General features: G+C 44.0%; 19 protein-coding genes. 18 read left to right on the top strand and 1 reads right to left on the bottom strand.

Annotation, left to right across the window (positions count from 1 at the left end):
* Positions 1–114: 114 nt before the first annotated feature.
* The 15 genes from serS (at position 115) to pgeF (ending at position 10,401) form a co-directional block, all read left to right on the top strand.
* Positions 115–1,404: a serine--tRNA ligase gene (gene serS, locus BMW45_RS24340; RefSeq protein WP_025233214.1), complete on the top strand. Its 1,290-nt coding sequence runs from the start codon at positions 115–117 to the stop codon at positions 1,402–1,404.
* A gap of 186 nt (positions 1,405–1,590) precedes the next feature.
* Positions 1,591–1,956 carry a VOC family protein gene (locus tag BMW45_RS24335; RefSeq protein ID WP_025233213.1) on the top strand — a complete coding sequence of 122 codons (366 nt, stop codon included), beginning with the start codon at positions 1,591–1,593 and terminating at the stop codon, positions 1,954–1,956.
* Between the two features lie 9 nt (positions 1,957–1,965).
* Entirely contained in the window at positions 1,966–2,643 is a 678-nt protein-coding gene (locus tag BMW45_RS24330; RefSeq protein ID WP_092250030.1) for an alpha/beta fold hydrolase, read from the top strand.
* Between the two features lie 87 nt (positions 2,644–2,730).
* Positions 2,731–3,081, top strand: coding sequence for a YlxM family DNA-binding protein (ylxM, locus tag BMW45_RS24325; RefSeq protein WP_092250027.1), 351 nt, complete (start codon positions 2,731–2,733; stop codon positions 3,079–3,081).
* An 11-nt stretch (positions 3,082–3,092) separates the two neighbouring features.
* Positions 3,093–4,442, top strand: a complete 1,350-nt coding sequence (ffh, locus tag BMW45_RS24320; RefSeq protein WP_092250024.1) for a signal recognition particle protein — start codon at positions 3,093–3,095, stop codon at positions 4,440–4,442.
* A gap of 86 nt (positions 4,443–4,528) precedes the next feature.
* On the top strand, positions 4,529–4,771 hold the full coding sequence (gene rpsP / locus BMW45_RS24315; RefSeq protein WP_013272775.1) for a 30S ribosomal protein S16: 243 nt from the start codon (positions 4,529–4,531) through the stop codon (positions 4,769–4,771).
* Between the two features lie 15 nt (positions 4,772–4,786).
* A complete protein-coding gene (locus tag BMW45_RS24310; RefSeq protein WP_025233209.1) occupies positions 4,787–5,014 on the top strand; it encodes a KH domain-containing protein in 228 nt (75 codons plus the stop codon).
* A gap of 157 nt (positions 5,015–5,171) precedes the next feature.
* Complete coding sequence (gene rimM / locus BMW45_RS24305) at positions 5,172–5,681, top strand: ribosome maturation factor RimM (RefSeq protein WP_092250021.1); 510 nt, start codon at positions 5,172–5,174, stop codon at positions 5,679–5,681.
* 22 nt (positions 5,682–5,703) lie between these two features.
* Positions 5,704–6,450, top strand: coding sequence for a tRNA (guanosine(37)-N1)-methyltransferase TrmD (gene trmD / locus BMW45_RS24300; protein WP_029701737.1), 747 nt, complete (start codon positions 5,704–5,706; stop codon positions 6,448–6,450).
* Between the two features lie 139 nt (positions 6,451–6,589).
* Positions 6,590–6,937, top strand: a complete 348-nt coding sequence (gene rplS, locus BMW45_RS24295) for a 50S ribosomal protein L19 (RefSeq protein WP_025233207.1) — start codon at positions 6,590–6,592, stop codon at positions 6,935–6,937.
* Positions 6,938–7,045: 108 nt separating this feature from the next.
* Positions 7,046–7,597, top strand: coding sequence for a signal peptidase I (lepB, locus tag BMW45_RS24290; RefSeq protein WP_092250018.1), 552 nt, complete (start codon positions 7,046–7,048; stop codon positions 7,595–7,597).
* A gap of 9 nt (positions 7,598–7,606) precedes the next feature.
* The gene (ylqF, locus tag BMW45_RS24285; protein ID WP_092250015.1) at positions 7,607–8,449 is read left to right on the top strand and encodes a ribosome biogenesis GTPase YlqF; all 843 of its coding nucleotides are present in this window, start codon (positions 7,607–7,609) and stop codon (positions 8,447–8,449) included.
* 81 nt (positions 8,450–8,530) lie between these two features.
* Positions 8,531–9,181, top strand: a complete 651-nt coding sequence (locus tag BMW45_RS24280; RefSeq protein ID WP_092251175.1) for a ribonuclease HII — start codon at positions 8,531–8,533, stop codon at positions 9,179–9,181.
* On the top strand, positions 9,178–9,522 hold the full coding sequence (locus BMW45_RS24275; protein WP_092250012.1) for a YraN family protein: 345 nt from the start codon (positions 9,178–9,180) through the stop codon (positions 9,520–9,522). Before BMW45_RS24280 ends, BMW45_RS24275 begins: the two co-directional genes overlap by 4 nt.
* Before the next feature lie 12 nt (positions 9,523–9,534).
* Positions 9,535–10,401, top strand: a complete 867-nt coding sequence (pgeF, locus tag BMW45_RS24270) for a peptidoglycan editing factor PgeF (RefSeq protein ID WP_092250009.1) — start codon at positions 9,535–9,537, stop codon at positions 10,399–10,401.
* 131 nt (positions 10,402–10,532) lie between these two features.
* On the opposite strand, the gene BMW45_RS24265 is transcribed toward pgeF, so the two are convergent.
* Positions 10,533–11,711 carry a ribose-phosphate pyrophosphokinase gene (locus BMW45_RS24265; RefSeq protein ID WP_025233201.1) on the bottom strand — a complete coding sequence of 393 codons (1,179 nt, stop codon included), beginning with the start codon at positions 11,709–11,711 and terminating at the stop codon, positions 10,533–10,535.
* Between the two features lie 201 nt (positions 11,712–11,912).
* Here BMW45_RS24265 and BMW45_RS24260 point away from each other — a divergent pair, with 201 nt between their 5' ends.
* The 3 genes from BMW45_RS24260 to plsY all read left to right on the top strand — a co-directional run bounded on the left by BMW45_RS24260 (position 11,913) and on the right by plsY (position 15,449).
* Positions 11,913–13,286 carry a DUF512 domain-containing protein gene (locus BMW45_RS24260; RefSeq protein WP_092250006.1) on the top strand — a complete coding sequence of 458 codons (1,374 nt, stop codon included), beginning with the start codon at positions 11,913–11,915 and terminating at the stop codon, positions 13,284–13,286.
* 191 nt (positions 13,287–13,477) lie between these two features.
* A complete protein-coding gene (der, locus tag BMW45_RS24255) occupies positions 13,478–14,803 on the top strand; it encodes a ribosome biogenesis GTPase Der (RefSeq protein WP_092250003.1) in 1,326 nt (441 codons plus the stop codon).
* Positions 14,804–14,807: 4 nt separating this feature from the next.
* Entirely contained in the window at positions 14,808–15,449 is a 642-nt protein-coding gene (gene plsY / locus BMW45_RS24250; protein ID WP_025233198.1) for a glycerol-3-phosphate 1-O-acyltransferase PlsY, read from the top strand.
* The last annotated feature ends 15 nt before the right edge of the window (positions 15,450–15,464 follow it).

Raw genomic sequence — 15,464 nt, 5'->3', positions numbered from 1 at the left:
GGGAATTTTAGGAAAGGGGCTTTTCTTTGCCCTTTTTTTGTAGTATAATCAACGGCAGACTATCATGCGGACAACTTTCGCAGAGAATATTGAGGAAAAACCAGGAGGAATACCATGTTAGATTTAAAGTTTGTAAGAGAAAATCCTGAAATTGTAAAGGAGAATATTAAAAATAAATTCCAGGATAGCAAGCTGCCGTTAGTTGATGAGGTGATTGAACTTGATGAGCAGAACCGTACAGCAAAGCAGGAAGGTGATGCTTTAAGAGCTGAACGCAACAAACTTTCCAAACAGATCGGCGCCTTGATGGGACAGGGAAAAAAGGAAGAAGCAGAGGAAATGAAGAAGAAAGTGACCGATGCTTCCGAACATCTGGCTCAGTTGGAAGAAAAGGAACGTGAGCTGGAAGAAAAAATCAAAAAGATCATGATGACCATTCCGAATATCATTGATCCCAGCGTCCCCATCGGTAAGGATGACAGCGAAAATGTAGAGGTAGAGCGTTACGGCGAGCCTGTTGTTCCTGAGTTTGAGATTCCTTATCACACAGAAATCATGGAAAGCTTTGACGGCATTGACCTTGACAGTGCAAGAAAAGTGGCCGGCAATGGCTTTTATTACCTGATGGGCGATATTGCAAGGCTTCATTCTTCCGTACTTTCCTATGCAAGAGATTTCATGATAAACCGTGGCTTCACCTATTGCATTCCGCCCTTCATGATCCGCAGTGAAGTGGTTACCGGCGTTATGAGCTTTGCAGAGATGGATGCTATGATGTACAAGATCGAAGGAGAGGATTTATATCTGATCGGTACCAGCGAACATTCCATGATTGGAAAATTCATTGATACCATCCTTCCGGAAGAGAAGCTTCCTCAGACCTTAACCAGTTATTCTCCCTGCTTCCGTAAGGAGAAAGGTGCCCATGGCTTGGAAGAACGCGGAGTGTACCGGATCCATCAGTTTGAAAAGCAGGAAATGATCGTTGTCTGCAAGCCGGAAGAAAGCATGGATTGGTATGATAAATTATGGCAGAATACAGTTGACTTATTCCGTTCCCTGGATATCCCGGTAAGAACTCTGGAATGCTGTTCCGGAGATTTGGCGGATTTAAAGGTGAAATCAGTGGATGTGGAGGCCTGGTCCCCAAGACAGAAAAAGTATTTTGAAGTGGGAAGCTGCTCTAATTTAGGCGATGCCCAGGCAAGAAGACTTAAAATCCGTGTTTCTGGAGACGAAGGAAGAAAGTATTTTGCCCATACGTTAAACAACACCGTAGCTGCTCCTCCAAGAATGCTGATCGCTTTCCTGGAGAACAACTTACAGGCAGATGGAACCGTGAAGATTCCGGAAGCTTTACAGCCCTATATGGGAGGCACGAAAGCACTTATGCCGAAAAAATAAGGATTATAATAAGGTCCGGCTTTTTCTGAAAGGCCGGACCTTTTAACATTTCCTGCATAAGTTATTCGGTTGCAGTTGACAAGAGGGATCATACGTATGGTATGATGGATAGGACGAAAGACTGGTGCGTATCCAATAAAAGAGGAAACGCAGCCGATACGAAAAATGAAAAGGAGTGACAGCGGTATGATTACATTTAACCATTTTAATTTTAATGTACTTGATCTGGAAAAGAGCTTAAAATTCTATAAGGATGCACTGGGACTTAACCCTGTGCGTGAAAAAACAGCATCTGACGGTTCCTTTAAACTGATATATTTAGGTGATGGAAAAAGTGATTTTACCCTGGAACTGACTTACTTAACAGAACGAAAAGAGCCTTATAACCTGGGAGAATGTGAATTTCATCTGGCATTCAAAACGGATGAATATGAGAGCTTCTATCAAAAGCATAAGGAAATGGGTGTTATCTGTTATGAAAACCCTGCCATGGGCATTTACTTCATCAGTGATCCTGACGGCTATTGGATCGAGATTGTTCCAACCAGATAAGGAGAAGCCGTGTATATTGAAGTAAATGGAGTCACGTTATATTATGAGGTGTCAGGAAACGGCCCGGCGATCCTTCTTGTCCATGGAAATGGAGAAGATCGTAGTATTTTTAATGAAACAGCGGAGCTTTTAAGAGAAAATTATACCGTTTATGCCCTGGATTCCAGAGATCATGGAAAAAGTTCCAGAGTGAAAACACTGGGGTATGAGGCAATGGCGGAAGACGTGGCTGAATTTGTCAGGAAGCTGAAGCTTGAAAAACCCTGTTACTGTGGATTCAGCGACGGCGGGATCATCGGGATTCTTGCAGCCGTCCGGTATCCGGAGCTTTTTTCAAAGCTGGTGTTATGTGGTGCCAATGCTTATCCTCATGGTTTAAAATGGTACTGGCTTAAACTATTCGCTCTGTTGGAAGCCATAAATCATGATCCAAAGCTTTTAATGATGCTGAAAGAACCCCAGATAACGGTCAAAGAGCTGGAGAGCATTCCTGTTCCGGTCCTTCTTTTGGCAGGTGAACGAGATATGGTCCGTGAATCCCATACCCGATATCTTGCCTCAAAAATTAAAAGAAGCTGCCTTAAGATCCTTCCCGGAGAAGGACATGGCAGTTATATCGTACACAGCAGGAAACTTTATTATTTCATGAAGAAATTTCTTGAACGACCAATTCCGAGAGAAGAATAAATGTCATTCAGTTAAATAAATCAGGGGTGTAAAGAAAAAACACTTGACACCTTATAAAAAATATTGTATGATATCCCAGGTGATGATATGGAGAGGATTGCAAGACAGGTCTTATTATATGATTTCTACGGCGCTCTTTTAACAGAGCATCAGAGGCATATCTACGAAGATGTGGTTTTTTACGACCTTTCTTTAAGTGAGATAGCAGAAGAACAGGGAATCAGCCGTCAGGGTGTCCATGACCTCATTAAACGGTGCAATAGGATCCTGGAAGATTATGAAGAAAAACTTCATCTGGTAAAAAAGTTTGAGCAGACAAAAAAACTGGCCAGAGAGATCCAGAGTTTGACAAAAGAGTTTGCCGGTACGAACGATATGAATCTGATCCATCGCATTGAGGAGATATCGGGTGAAATCATCGAGCTGGAAGCTCATTAGGAGGGCGTTAGATGGCTTTTGAGAGCTTATCCGATAAATTACAGAATGTATTTAAGAGCTTAAGAGGCAAAGGACGTTTGTCCGAAGCCGATGTGAAAACAGCCCTTAAAGAAGTGAAGATGGCTTTACTGGAAGCCGATGTAAGCTTTAAGGTTGTTAAACAGTTTATAAGCGCTGTACAGGAGCGGGCAATTGGACAGGATGTCCAGAATAGTCTGACTCCCGGACAGATGGTAATAAAGATTGTAAATGAAGAACTGGTAAAGCTGATGGGATCTGAGACGACTGAAATTTCGTTAAAGCCTGCCAGCGATATGACCATCATCCTGATGGCAGGTCTTCAGGGTGCCGGTAAAACGACAACCACTGCCAAGATTGCCGGAAAGCTTAAGGCAAAGGGCAGGAAGCCGCTTCTCGTTGCTTGTGACGTTTACCGTCCGGCTGCCATCAAGCAGCTGCAGATCAATGGGGAAAAGCAGGGCGTTCCCGTTTTCTCCATGGGAGAAAACCATAAACCGGCAGATATTGCTAAGGCCGCTGTTGCTTATGCGGCAAAGAATGACCAGAATGTGATCATTCTGGATACGGCAGGCCGTCTTCATATTGATGAAGACATGATGAACGAGCTGATTGAAATTAAAGATGCGGTAGATGTTCATCAGACGATATTAGTAGTAGATGCCATGACAGGACAAGATGCGGTAAATGTAGCAGGAATGTTCAACGACAAAATTGGCATTGACGGCGTTATCATTACCAAGCTGGACGGTGATACCAGGGGCGGTGCAGCCCTCTCGATCCGTGCAGTAACCGGCAAACCGGTTCTTTATGTAGGTATGGGAGAAAAACTTTCCGATTTGGAGCAGTTTTATCCAGACCGTATGGCTTCCAGAATTCTTGGTATGGGCGATATCCTTTCCCTTATTGAAAAGGCCGAATCCCAGGTTGATGAAGAGAAAGCAAAAGAGTTGTCTCAAAAGCTCCGCAAGGCAGAATTTGATTACAATGACTTTCTGGACCAGATGAACCAGGTAAAGAAAATGGGCGGCATGGCAAGTATATTAAGCATGATGCCAGGCATGGGCCAGATGAAGGATATGGATTTTGATGAAAAAGCCATGGACCGGGTGGAAGCGATCATCCTTTCCATGACAAACAAAGAACGGTTGAATCCTGAGCTTATGAAAAATGCTTCCAGAAAGCAGCGTGTAGCAAAGGGTGCGGGCGTGGATATCACAGAAGTAAACCGCATAGTCAAGCAGTTTGATCAGATGAAGAAGATGATGAAACAGCTTCCCGGCATGATGGGCGGCGGAAAGCGTCACGGCGGTTTGTTCGGCAAGATGAAGTTACCGTTTTAGTTTATTCTTTTACGTTAGCAAAGCAGATTTCTGCGTTCGCTATAAATTAGTTTCAGAATCCAAGATTTAAGGAGGTGAATTTCAAAATGGCAGTAAAAATGAGATTAAAAAGAATGGGTCAGAAAAAGGCTCCTTTCTATAGAATTGTAGTTGCAGATTCCAGATCTCCAAGAGATGGCAGATTCATCGAAGAGGTTGGTTACTATGATCCTACCACAGAACCAAGCGTAATCAAGTTTAACGAAGAGAACGCAAAGAAGTGGTTAACTGCAGGTGCTCAGCCAACTGAAGTTGTAAGCAAGCTTTTAAAGATCGCCGGTATCCAGTAGTGAGAGGTGAAGCATATGAAGGAATTAGTAGAAGTAATTGCAAGAGCACTGGTTGATAACCCGGATCAGGTTGTTGTTACTGAAACCGTTAAAGACGATGAGATAATCCTTGAACTTACGGTTGCACCTTCCGACATGGGTAAGGTAATTGGCAAGCAGGGCAGGATCGCTAAAGCTATCCGCTCTGTTGTAAAAGCAGCAGCTTCCAAAGAAGACAAAAAGGTTACTGTAGAAATCCAGTAACCGTAAAAGACCGCCGGCCTGTCGGGACGACGGTCCTTTTGGTATTATTTTCTTTGTGCAAATGCTTAAAATAAGCCGGATAGTAATATCCGGTTTCTTTGATATGGTTCGATGAGCAAAGTGAAGCAGATTTCCTTTGCATAATATGGAGAGACAGATGGATAATTTGTTAAGAGTTGGCGTAATTTCATCCACTCACGGGGTGAGAGGAGAAGTGAAGGTTTATCCAACCACAGACGATGTAAATCGTTTTAAAAGTCTAAAGAATGTAATTCTGGATACAGGCCGGGAGCATATGGATCTGGAAATCCAGGGAGTAAAGTTTTTTAAGAATATGGTGATCCTTAAGTTTAAAGGATATGATTCCATTGATGACATTGAAAAATATAAAGGAAAAGATCTGCTCATAACCAGGGACCAGGCGGTAGAGCTGGGACCGGATGAAAATTTCATTTTTGACTTAATTGGACTTCGCGTAGTCACTGAGGATGGACAAGAGTTTGGAACCCTGACCGATGTGATCAAGACCGGAGCCAATGATGTTTATGAAGTAAAGACGGCAGAAGGGAAGGAAGTCCTGCTTCCGGCAATCAAGGAATGCGTGTTAAATGTGGATTTAACAGAAGGAACTGTTACCGTTCACATCATGGATGGACTTCTGGATTAAGATAGAGGAGTGGAAATAGACAATGAATTATCACATATTAACCCTGTTTCCTGAGATGGTCCTAAACGGCCTCCACACCAGCATTATCGGGAGAGCGGCGGAAAAGGGCCTGCTCTCTATTGAAGCCATAGATATCCGGGAATATTCAACGGACAAGCACCGCCATGTGGATGATTATCCCTATGGAGGCGGAGCCGGAATGGTCATGCAGCCGATGCCTATTTGCGAGGCCTATGATGATTTGTGTGAGAAGATTGGGAAAAAGCCCCGGGTTATCTACATGACTCCCCAGGGGAGGGTTTTTAACCAGAGAATTGCGGAGGAGCTGGCAAAGGAAGAAGACCTTGTTTTCCTATGCGGCCATTATGAAGGAATTGATGAGAGAGCTTTGGAACTTGTTGCCACGGATTATCTTTCCATCGGTGATTATGTGCTGACAGGAGGAGAGCTTCCGGCCATGGTTATGATTGACTGCATTTCCCGGCTGATCCCAGGGGTTTTAAACAACGATACCTCTGCAGAATTTGAATCCTTCCACGACAATCTTCTGGAATATCCCCAGTATACCAGGCCGGAAGAGTATAGGGGACTCCGGGTTCCTGATATCCTTTTATCCGGTCATCATAAAAATATTGATACCTGGAGAAGGGAACAATCCATTAAACGGACCCTGGAACGTAGGCCGGATCTTTTGGCGGATGCCAGCCTGTCTAAAAAAGAAGCAGAATATTTAAAAAAGCTTGAAAATGAGCAGGAAAAACGGGAATAATTTAAGGAAGAAAGGACTTGCAATCCAAGTTTCTTTATGATAAAATGAAAAACGTTGTGATGAAAAGGCGATGGTCCTCTGTTACGGATTTTAAAATGAAGTATTAAGAACATCAAATAATATCAAGGAGGTTCACACAATGAACGAAATTATTAAGAATATTGAAGCAGCACAGTTAAAGCAGGAAGTTCCTCAGTTCAACGTTGGCGATACCGTTAAGGTATACAACAAGATCAAAGAGGGTGCCCGCGAAAGAATCCAGATTTTTGAAGGAACCGTTATTAAAAGACAGAACGGCGGCGCCAGAGAGACATTTACCGTAAGAAAGAATTCTAACGGCATCGGCGTTGAAAAGACCTGGCCATTACATTCCCCTTCTGTAGACAACATTGAAGTTGTAAGAAGAGGTAAAGTAAGAAGAGCAAAACTTTACTACTTAAGAGACAGAGTTGGTAAGGCTGCTAAGGTCAAAGAATCAGTTAAATAATTCCGGATCAGGTGAGGGGGACAATGCAAATTGTCCCTTTCTTGACATGAGTTACTTAATGAAGATAAGCGAAGCGAACTTCCTTATAATAGATGGGGGGTTTCATACATGGATTTTTATCACAGTGAAGATAATAATAAACTCCGGCAAATAGTCAACTGGGTCGTTGATATTGTAGTAGTGATTGCCTTAGCATGGTTTCTGGTCTATGCTTATGGAACACAGATCGTGATTGCAGGGCACTCCATGCTTCCTCTTCTCGCTTCGGATGATGTGGTTTTAATGGACCGGTTGGCTTATGATTTTGGAAACCCGGATCGGTTTGATGTTGTGGTATTTCAAAGAGAAGATCAGAAAATGAATGTAAAGAGGGTCATCGGCCTGCCAGGGGAAACCGTGCATATAAAAAACGATGAAATCTTTGTTGACGGCGAAAAGCTGAAAGAGCCGTCCGGCTCTGGCCGTATTTCACTTTCCGGACTCGCGGAAAAGCCGGTCAAGCTTGGGAGTGATGAATATTTTCTGCTGGGTGATAACAGAGACAGTAGCGAGGACAGCCGTTTTGCAAATATCGGAAATGTAAGCAGAGGCCAGATCCAGGGCAAGGTATGGTTCCGGATGATGCCTTTTATAAAAATGGAACTAATTCGTTCAAAGTAGAGGAATGTTATGAATATACAATGGTATCCAGGTCATATGACCAAAGCCAAAAGAGCTATGAAGGAAGATATCAAATTAATTGATTTGATAATAGAACTGGTGGACGCGAGAGTACCCTTAAGCAGCCGGAATCCTGATATTGATGAATTAGGAGCCGGAAAGGCACGTATCGTTCTGCTTAATAAATCCGATCTTGCGGATGAACGCTGCAACAGTGCCTGGGAGTCATATTTTGAAGCCAAGGGCTGCTACGTTGTCAAGGTGAATTCCAAGAGCGGGGCAGGATTAAAGCAGATTAACGGTGTTGTTCAGGAGGCATGCAAGGAGAAAATAGAACGTGACCGCAGAAGAGGGATTTTAAACCGTCCGGTGAGAGCTATGGTGGTGGGAATTCCCAATGTGGGAAAGTCTACCTTTATCAATTCATTTGCGGGAAAAGCATGCACAAAAACAGGAAACAGACCGGGAGTGACGAAAGGGAATCAGTGGATCAGGCTTAATAAGAGCCTAGAGCTTCTTGATACCCCCGGTATTTTGTGGCCGAAATTTGAGGATCAGCAGGTGGGAATCAGGCTTGCTCTCATTGGATCTGTCAATGATGAGATATTGAATAAGGATGAACTGGCAATGGAGCTCATCCGTTTCCTGACAAAAAAATATCCCAGAGTTCTTTCTGAAAGATATGGAATAGAAACAGAAGATGCCCTGGAGGCATTAATGCAGGTGGCACAGGCCAGGGCCTGTCTTGCAAAAGGCGGTGAACTGGACCTGGTGAAGGCTTCGAATCTTTTAATTGACGATTTCAGAAGCGGAAAGCTGGGTCGTATGACTCTGGAACTTCCTGCGCAATAACCAGAATTTAATGAAAGGGTTTTGCTTTTTGGAAAAAGAGCAGGACCCTGTTTTTCAATCAAAAAATGGGAGCTTAAAGAAATGAGAAAATTAACAGAAGAAAAGCTTCAGGCGGAACAGGAGCGCCTGGAGATAATGAAAGAGTTTGAACGCCAGTATGAGGATCATATCCTGGTCTGCGGAATCGATGAGGCTGGACGCGGACCTCTGGCAGGACCAGTGGTAGCTGGTGCGGTGATTCTGCCCAGGGCTTGCGAAATTCTTTTTTTAAATGATTCAAAAAAACTGTCAGAGAAACGGCGGGAAGCCCTTTTTGAAGAAATCCAGGAAAAAGCCTCCGCTTTTGCAGTTGGAGTGGTCGGAGCAGACCGGATCGATGAAATAAATATCCTGCAGGCTACCTATGAAGCTATGAGGCTTGCCATAGGCAAATTGGGAGTAGAACCGGAAGTTTTATTAAATGATGCAGTTACGATCCCGGGAGTTACCGCTTCCCAGGTTCCTATTGTCAAGGGAGATTCAAAGAGCGTGTCAATTGCCGCTGCAAGCATTATGGCAAAAGTGACCAGGGATCATATGATGGAAGAATATGACAAATTGTTTCCGGAATATGGTTTTGCAAAGCATAAGGGATATGGGACGGCCGTTCATATTAATGCCCTAAAGGAATTTGGTCCCTGTCCCATTCACAGACGCAGCTTTATTAAGAATTTTGTGGGAGGTTGTCTTTGAAGAACAATCGGGAGATTGGAAGTGAGTTTGAAGATGCGGCTGCCGCATATCTGGAAAGTAAAGGATATGTTATATTAGAACGGAATTTTGGAGACCGTAAGGGAGAAATCGATATTATCGCAAAGGATGGAAAGGAACTCGTCTTTATTGAGGTAAAGTACCGGCGGAATCTGGAAAAAGGAGATCCGGCGGAAGCAGTCCATTTTTTGAAGCAGAGGAAAATAAGGGATGCTGCCAAAAGATATTTGTACCGGTGCCATCTGGGGGAGGACATTCCCTGCCGGTTTGATGTGGTGGCAATCCTTGGACAGGAAATCCGGCTGATTAAAGACGCATTTTAAACAAAGGGTGTGATGGAAGATATGTGGAAGCGTAAAGCTATTGATATTGGAATGGATTATAAGACAGTGGAAAAGGTACCTTATTTGTCCTTTCCTATTTTAGAAAGAACTGGGTTAGTGAAGCAGGGATTTTCAACGAAACTGGGAGGCGTGAGCCAGGGAAAGTATGCTACTATGAATTTTACATTTACCCGGGGAGATAATCGGTCCCATGTTATGGAAAACTACCGTAGGATGGGAAAGGCTCTGGGAGTTGATATGGAGCGGATGGTTTTGTCCTATCAGACCCATACAACCAATGTCCGGCTGGTAACGGAAGAGGATGCAGGGAAAGGAATCGTAAAGGAACGGGATTATGAAGATGTGGATGGATTGATCACCAATGTTCCTGGAATTACTCTGGTTACCTTTTATGCAGATTGCGTGCCCCTTTATTTTCTGGATCCAATTCATCAGGCCATAGGGCTTAGCCACTCCGGCTGGAGGGGAACTGTGAAACGCATGGGGGAAGTTACGGTCAAAAAAATGGAGGAAGCCTTTGGAACGAAGGCAGAGGATGTGATCGCCTGCATTGGCCCCAGCATCTGCAAGGAATGTTATGAGGTAGGAGGCGAAGTGGCCCAGGAGTTTATGAAAGGTTTCGATAAGAAGTATTGGAGCGATATATTATCTGAAAAGAAAGATGGAAAATATATGCTGGATCTTTGGCGGGCGAATGAAATTGTACTGCTGGAATCAGGGATAAAGCAGGAAAACATCCAGGTTACGGATATCTGTACCCATTGTAATTCAGATCTTTTATTTTCCCACCGGACGACCGGGAATGAGAGAGGGAATCTGGCGGCATTTTTAGGGATTGTTGAAAAAAACAATGGGTAATGATACGCTTATTTTTTATAATTCATAAGTTCAAAAAAAGTGAGATGCTGCAAAATAGCAGCATCTCACTTTTTTGTTAAAACGAAGAGGAACCTTACACCCTTTTGCGTTTGTAAGGGCAGGGCATATTCTTACGCCCGATACTTTTTTAACAAATTCTGGATCTTCTCTGTAGAAGAAAGGGCAGTACTTATGGGCACATCATGATTTAAAGAATTTACAATTGCCGCAATGTATTTACTGATGTCTGCTTCTACATACCATTCCCTTCCCAGCAAATCCATGGGACGGTAATTTAAATTTGTAGTAACGACGCAGTCTATGTATCCACGACTGTAATATTCGTCAAATTTAGCCAGTCCGTTGGTGAAGAGGCCAAAGGTACAGCAAACGATTACCTTATCTGCTTTCCGCTCTTTTAATTCCTTTGCTGTATCCAGCATGCTCTCCCCGGAGGAGATCATATCGTCTACGATTAACACTGTCTTACCTTCTACGGAGGCACCTAAGAATTCATGGGCGACAATAGGGTTCCGCCCATCAATCACTTTGGAGTAATCCCGTCTCTTATAAAACATACCCATGTCCACGCTTAAGTTGTTTGCAAGGTATACGGCACGGTCCATGGCACCCTCATCCGGACTGATTACCATTAAATGCTCTTTATCAATCTTTAAATCCGGACACTTCCTCAATACTGCCTTGACAAACTGGTAAGTGGGCATGAAATTGTCAAATCCATTTAATGGGATGGCATTTTGGACTCTGGGATCGTGAGCGTCAAAGGTAATGATGTTGCTGACTCCCATGTGAACCAGTTCTTCCAAAGCCATGGCGCAGTCTAAAGATTCCCTTTTGGTTCTCTTATGCTGGCGGCTCTCGTATAAAAACGGCATAATAACACATACCCTATGGGCTGTTGCGCTGCAGGCGCCAATGATTCTTTTTAAATCCTGAAAATGATCATCAGGAGACATGTGGTTGGTATAACCATTGACGGTATAGGTTATGCTGTTATTGGTGACGTCTGCCATCACAAATACGTCCGTGCCCCGGACAGATTCCCTGATAATGCCTTTCGCTTCTCCGCTTCCAAAACGCGGGCATTCGCATTTGAGAAGATAGGAGTCCACATCATATCCGCGATAGTGAAGATCAGCTTTTCGGCGTATCAGCTCCTGGATATCATTTCTGCGGAAACCTACGATGTGGTCGTTTACTTTCCCGGCCAATTCCCGGCAGCTTTCCAGCGCTGCAATCTTTAAGGAAGCAACAGGTAGCTGGTCGTTAAATACATAATCATTTGCCATGACAAAGATTCCTCCATAATAAATCAACAGCCAGTCGTAAGACTGCCTGCTTTTAATCTTACACCCTTTTATACCATTGAATGACAGAATGCGTCAATAGCTTCGGTCGTATTTCCAGGAAAAAAACAAAAAAGGCTTCCTTTACAAAGAGTGACAATCTTGTTATGATATATGGGACAGCTACAGAAAGGTAAAATTAAGATGAGCAAAAGAGGACATATCATAAAAGAAGTTGATTCCGGCTCCATAGCAGATCAGCTGGAACTGGAGCCAGGGGATACGGTCCTGTCCATAGATGGTCATGAACTGGAAGACATTTTTGATTATGAGTATTACATTAACAGCGAGTCCATTCTCATGACCGTGAAAAAGAAAGACGGGGAAGAATGGGAACTGGAAATAGAAAACCAATACGAGGATCTGGGGATTACTTTTGAAAACGGACTCATGAGTGAATACAGATCCTGCCGGAATAAATGCATTTTCTGCTTTATAGACCAGATGCCCCCTGGAATGAGAGAGACCCTGTATTTTAAGGATGACGATTCCAGGCTTTCCTTTTTACAGGGAAACTACGTGACACTGACTAACATGAGCGATCATGACATTGACCGTATCATAAAGTTTAAACTGGCACCGATCAACATTTCCGTTCACACCACCAATCCTGCTTTAAGGTGTGAGATGCTTCACAACCGGTTTGCAGGCCAAGCCCTGGATAAAATCAGGAGGCTGTATGAGGCAGGGATCCCCATGAACGGTCAGATTGTGCTGTGCAAGGGCGTCAATGACGGAAAGGAGCTGGAGAGGACCATAGAGGATTTATCAGAATACCTCCCATATATGGAGAGCGTATCCGCAGTTCCTGTTGGAATGTCAAAATACCGGGATGGCCTTTATCCTTTACAACCCTTTACGACTGAGGATGCAAAAGAGATCGTGGAGATCATCGGACGATGGCAGAAAAAGCTTTATAAAACCCATGGAACCCATTTCATACATGCCAGTGACGAGCTTTATATCCTGGCAGGGCTGCCTTTTCCGGAAGAGAGCCGTTACGACGGATATATTCAGCTGGAAAACGGCGTAGGCATGCTGAGGCTTTTAGATGAGGAGATTAAGGCTGCTCTGGAAACCATGGAAGATGACCATAAGTCTGAAGAGATCTCAATCGCAACAGGCAGGCTTGCTGCCCCTTATATTGAAAGACATGTAAAACTGGTACAGGAAAAATTTCCCGGGCGGATCATTCACGTTTACCCTATTACCAATGTCTTTTTCGGGGAGCAAATCACAGTGGCAGGCCTAATCACCGGCCAGGATTTAATCGGACAGCTTAAGGGACAGGCACTGGGCAGACGGTTGTTGCTTCCGGAATGCATGTTCCGAAGCGGAGAAGAGGTATTTCTTGATGACCTGACCCGTCAGGATGTACAAAATGCTTTACAAGTACAGGTAGATATTGTAAAATCAAGCGGTCAGGATTTTGTACAGGCAGTTCTTATGCCGGTAGAAGAGAATGAAGCTTCTTATGAAGGGTATGAATTAAACAACCTTACGGGCATACCCTCATAACCGGAACATCCGGCAGAAAAGGGGAAATACCCTGCGGGTATCCCTTAATGCACGGAAAACGTGGTCGAGAGGAAGAAACACCATGCGGGCATACCTTTATGTACCAAAAGCATGGGCGGAATAGACAAATACCCTACGGGTATACCTTTATGTCCAAAAAGCATGGACAACAAGAAGAAAGGAAATAACATATGAGTAAACCAGTAGTTGCCATCGTAGGCCGCCCCAATGTGGGAAAGTCTACGTTGTTTAATGTTTTAGCCGGTGATACCATTTCTATTGTAAAGGACACACCAGGCGTTACCAGGGACCGGATCTATGCAGACTGTACCTGGCTGGATATGAATTTTACCCTGATTGATACAGGGGGTATTGAGCCGGACAGCAGCGACATCATCCTGTCCCAGATGAGGGAACAGGCGGAGATCGCCATTGCCACCGCAGATGTCATCATCTTTATCGTGGATGTACGTCAGGGACTTGTGGACTCTGATTCCAAGGTCGCTGACATGCTTCGTAAATCCAAAAAGCCCATCGTTCTTGCTGTCAATAAAGTGGACAGCTTCCAGAAGTTCGGGAATGATGTATATGAGTTCTATAACTTAGGAATCGGGGATCCGGTCCCTGTTTCTGCTGCTTCCAGACTGGGCCTTGGAGAGCTTCTTGATGAGGTGGCAAAGCATTTTGGCACCTTTGATACAGAGGAAGAAGAGGATGACAGGCCGAGAATTGCAATTGTAGGAAAGCCAAACGTCGGCAAATCTTCTATTATAAATCAGCTCCTGGGAGAAAACCGGGTCATTGTTTCCAATATTGCAGGTACTACTAGGGATGCGGTGGATACGGAGATCGTTCATAATGGCACGGAATATGTGTTCATTGATACGGCAGGTCTGAGACGGAAGAGTAAGATCAAAGAGGAACTGGAGCGCTACAGCATCATCCGTACCGTTACGGCAGTTGAACGGGCCGATGTGGTGGTAGTGGTCATTGACGCGGAAGAAGGCGTAACTGAACAGGATGCAAAAATTGCAGGTATTGCCCATGAGCGTGGAAAGGGCATCATTGTTGCGGTCAACAAATGGGATGCCATTGAAAAGAACGATAAGACCATCTATGAATATACAAACAAGATCAAGAATACTTTGTCCTTTATGCCTTATGCAGAATACTTATTTATCTCTGCAAAAACCGGCCAAAGGATGAATAAGCTGTTCGAGGTGATTGATATGGTTCGGGAGAACCAGACTCTTCGGGTTGCCACCGGAGTTCTAAATGAAATCATGTCAGAAGCCGTGGCGCTTCAGCAGCCCCCGTCCGATAAGGGCAAACGATTAAGACTCTATTATATCACCCAGGTTGCTGTAAAGCCTCCGACTTTTGTAATCTTTGTAAACGATAAGGAATTGACTCACTTTTCCTATACCAGGTATTTAGAGAATAAGATCCGGGAAGCATTCGGTTTTAAAGGAACCTCCCTTAAGTTTATATACAGAGAAAGAAGCGGAAAGGAATAATCGTATGGAGCGAATCATCTGTCTTATTGCAGGTTATTTATTCGGACTCATACAGTCCGGTTATTTTTACGGAAAGGCTCATAAAATTGACATCCGCAACCACGGAAGCGGTAATTCCGGCACGACCAACGCCCTAAGGGTTATGGGGCCAAAGGCCGGAGCAGTGGTCTTTTTAGGTGATTTCTTAAAGTCATTGCTGCCTTGCTTAATGATCCGTGTCCTGTTCCGGTCCCAGCCGGAGATGATTTATCTTCTGATATTGTATACTGGTTTTGGCGTAATCCTGGGCCATAATTACCCGTTCTATCTTAATTTCAAAGGCGGCAAGGGCATTGCTGCCACAGCCGGACTGATTGTAGCTACTGATTTAAGAATGATGCTTTTATGCCTGGTGGCATTTGTTTTGATCGTTGCTGTTACAAGATATGTTTCTCTTGGTTCTCTGGTAGTCGCAACAATTTTTCTAATATGGCTGTTCCTCTTTGGAATGATGGGTGCGTATGGTCTTGATCAAAGATTATTGCCTGAATTCTACATAGTGACAGCACTGATAAGTGGTCAGGCGTTCTGGCGCCACCGGGCGAATATCGGACGCCTTGTCCGCGGCAGAGAGAATAAAATTTCCTTTGGATCAGGAAAAAAATAACATGAGGTGAAGAAA

The organism is Lacrimispora sphenoides (genome assembly GCF_900105215.1).
GTDB lineage: Bacteria > Bacillota > Clostridia > Lachnospirales > Lachnospiraceae > Lacrimispora > Lacrimispora sphenoides_A.
The sequence above is the reverse complement of the archived record's forward strand: the minus strand, read 5'-3'. Positions and strand labels throughout refer to the sequence as shown.

What these genes read in the sequence shown, in the direction of transcription:
- serS (WP_025233214.1), top strand. Translation starts at nt 115, where the DNA reads ATGTTAGATTTAAAGTTTGTAAGAGAAAATCCTGAAATTGTAAAGGAG.
- BMW45_RS24335 (WP_025233213.1), top strand. Translation starts at nt 1,591, where the DNA reads ATGATTACATTTAACCATTTTAATTTTAATGTACTTGATCTGGAAAAG.
- ylxM (WP_092250027.1), top strand. Translation starts at nt 2,731, where the DNA reads ATGGAGAGGATTGCAAGACAGGTCTTATTATATGATTTCTACGGCGCT.
- ffh (WP_092250024.1), top strand. Translation starts at nt 3,093, where the DNA reads ATGGCTTTTGAGAGCTTATCCGATAAATTACAGAATGTATTTAAGAGC.
- rpsP (WP_013272775.1), top strand. Translation starts at nt 4,529, where the DNA reads ATGGCAGTAAAAATGAGATTAAAAAGAATGGGTCAGAAAAAGGCTCCT.
- BMW45_RS24310 (WP_025233209.1), top strand. Translation starts at nt 4,787, where the DNA reads ATGAAGGAATTAGTAGAAGTAATTGCAAGAGCACTGGTTGATAACCCG.
- rimM (WP_092250021.1), top strand. Translation starts at nt 5,172, where the DNA reads ATGGATAATTTGTTAAGAGTTGGCGTAATTTCATCCACTCACGGGGTG.
- trmD (WP_029701737.1), top strand. Translation starts at nt 5,704, where the DNA reads ATGAATTATCACATATTAACCCTGTTTCCTGAGATGGTCCTAAACGGC.
- rplS (WP_025233207.1), top strand. Translation starts at nt 6,590, where the DNA reads ATGAACGAAATTATTAAGAATATTGAAGCAGCACAGTTAAAGCAGGAA.
- lepB (WP_092250018.1), top strand. Translation starts at nt 7,046, where the DNA reads ATGGATTTTTATCACAGTGAAGATAATAATAAACTCCGGCAAATAGTC.
- ylqF (WP_092250015.1), top strand. Translation starts at nt 7,607, where the DNA reads ATGAATATACAATGGTATCCAGGTCATATGACCAAAGCCAAAAGAGCT.
- BMW45_RS24280 (WP_092251175.1), top strand. Translation starts at nt 8,531, where the DNA reads ATGAGAAAATTAACAGAAGAAAAGCTTCAGGCGGAACAGGAGCGCCTG.
- pgeF (WP_092250009.1), top strand. Translation starts at nt 9,535, where the DNA reads ATGGAAGATATGTGGAAGCGTAAAGCTATTGATATTGGAATGGATTAT.
- BMW45_RS24265 (WP_025233201.1), bottom strand. Translation starts at nt 11,711, where the DNA reads ATGGCAAATGATTATGTATTTAACGACCAGCTACCTGTTGCTTCCTTA.
- BMW45_RS24260 (WP_092250006.1), top strand. Translation starts at nt 11,913, where the DNA reads ATGAGCAAAAGAGGACATATCATAAAAGAAGTTGATTCCGGCTCCATA.
- der (WP_092250003.1), top strand. Translation starts at nt 13,478, where the DNA reads ATGAGTAAACCAGTAGTTGCCATCGTAGGCCGCCCCAATGTGGGAAAG.
- plsY (WP_025233198.1), top strand. Translation starts at nt 14,808, where the DNA reads ATGGAGCGAATCATCTGTCTTATTGCAGGTTATTTATTCGGACTCATA.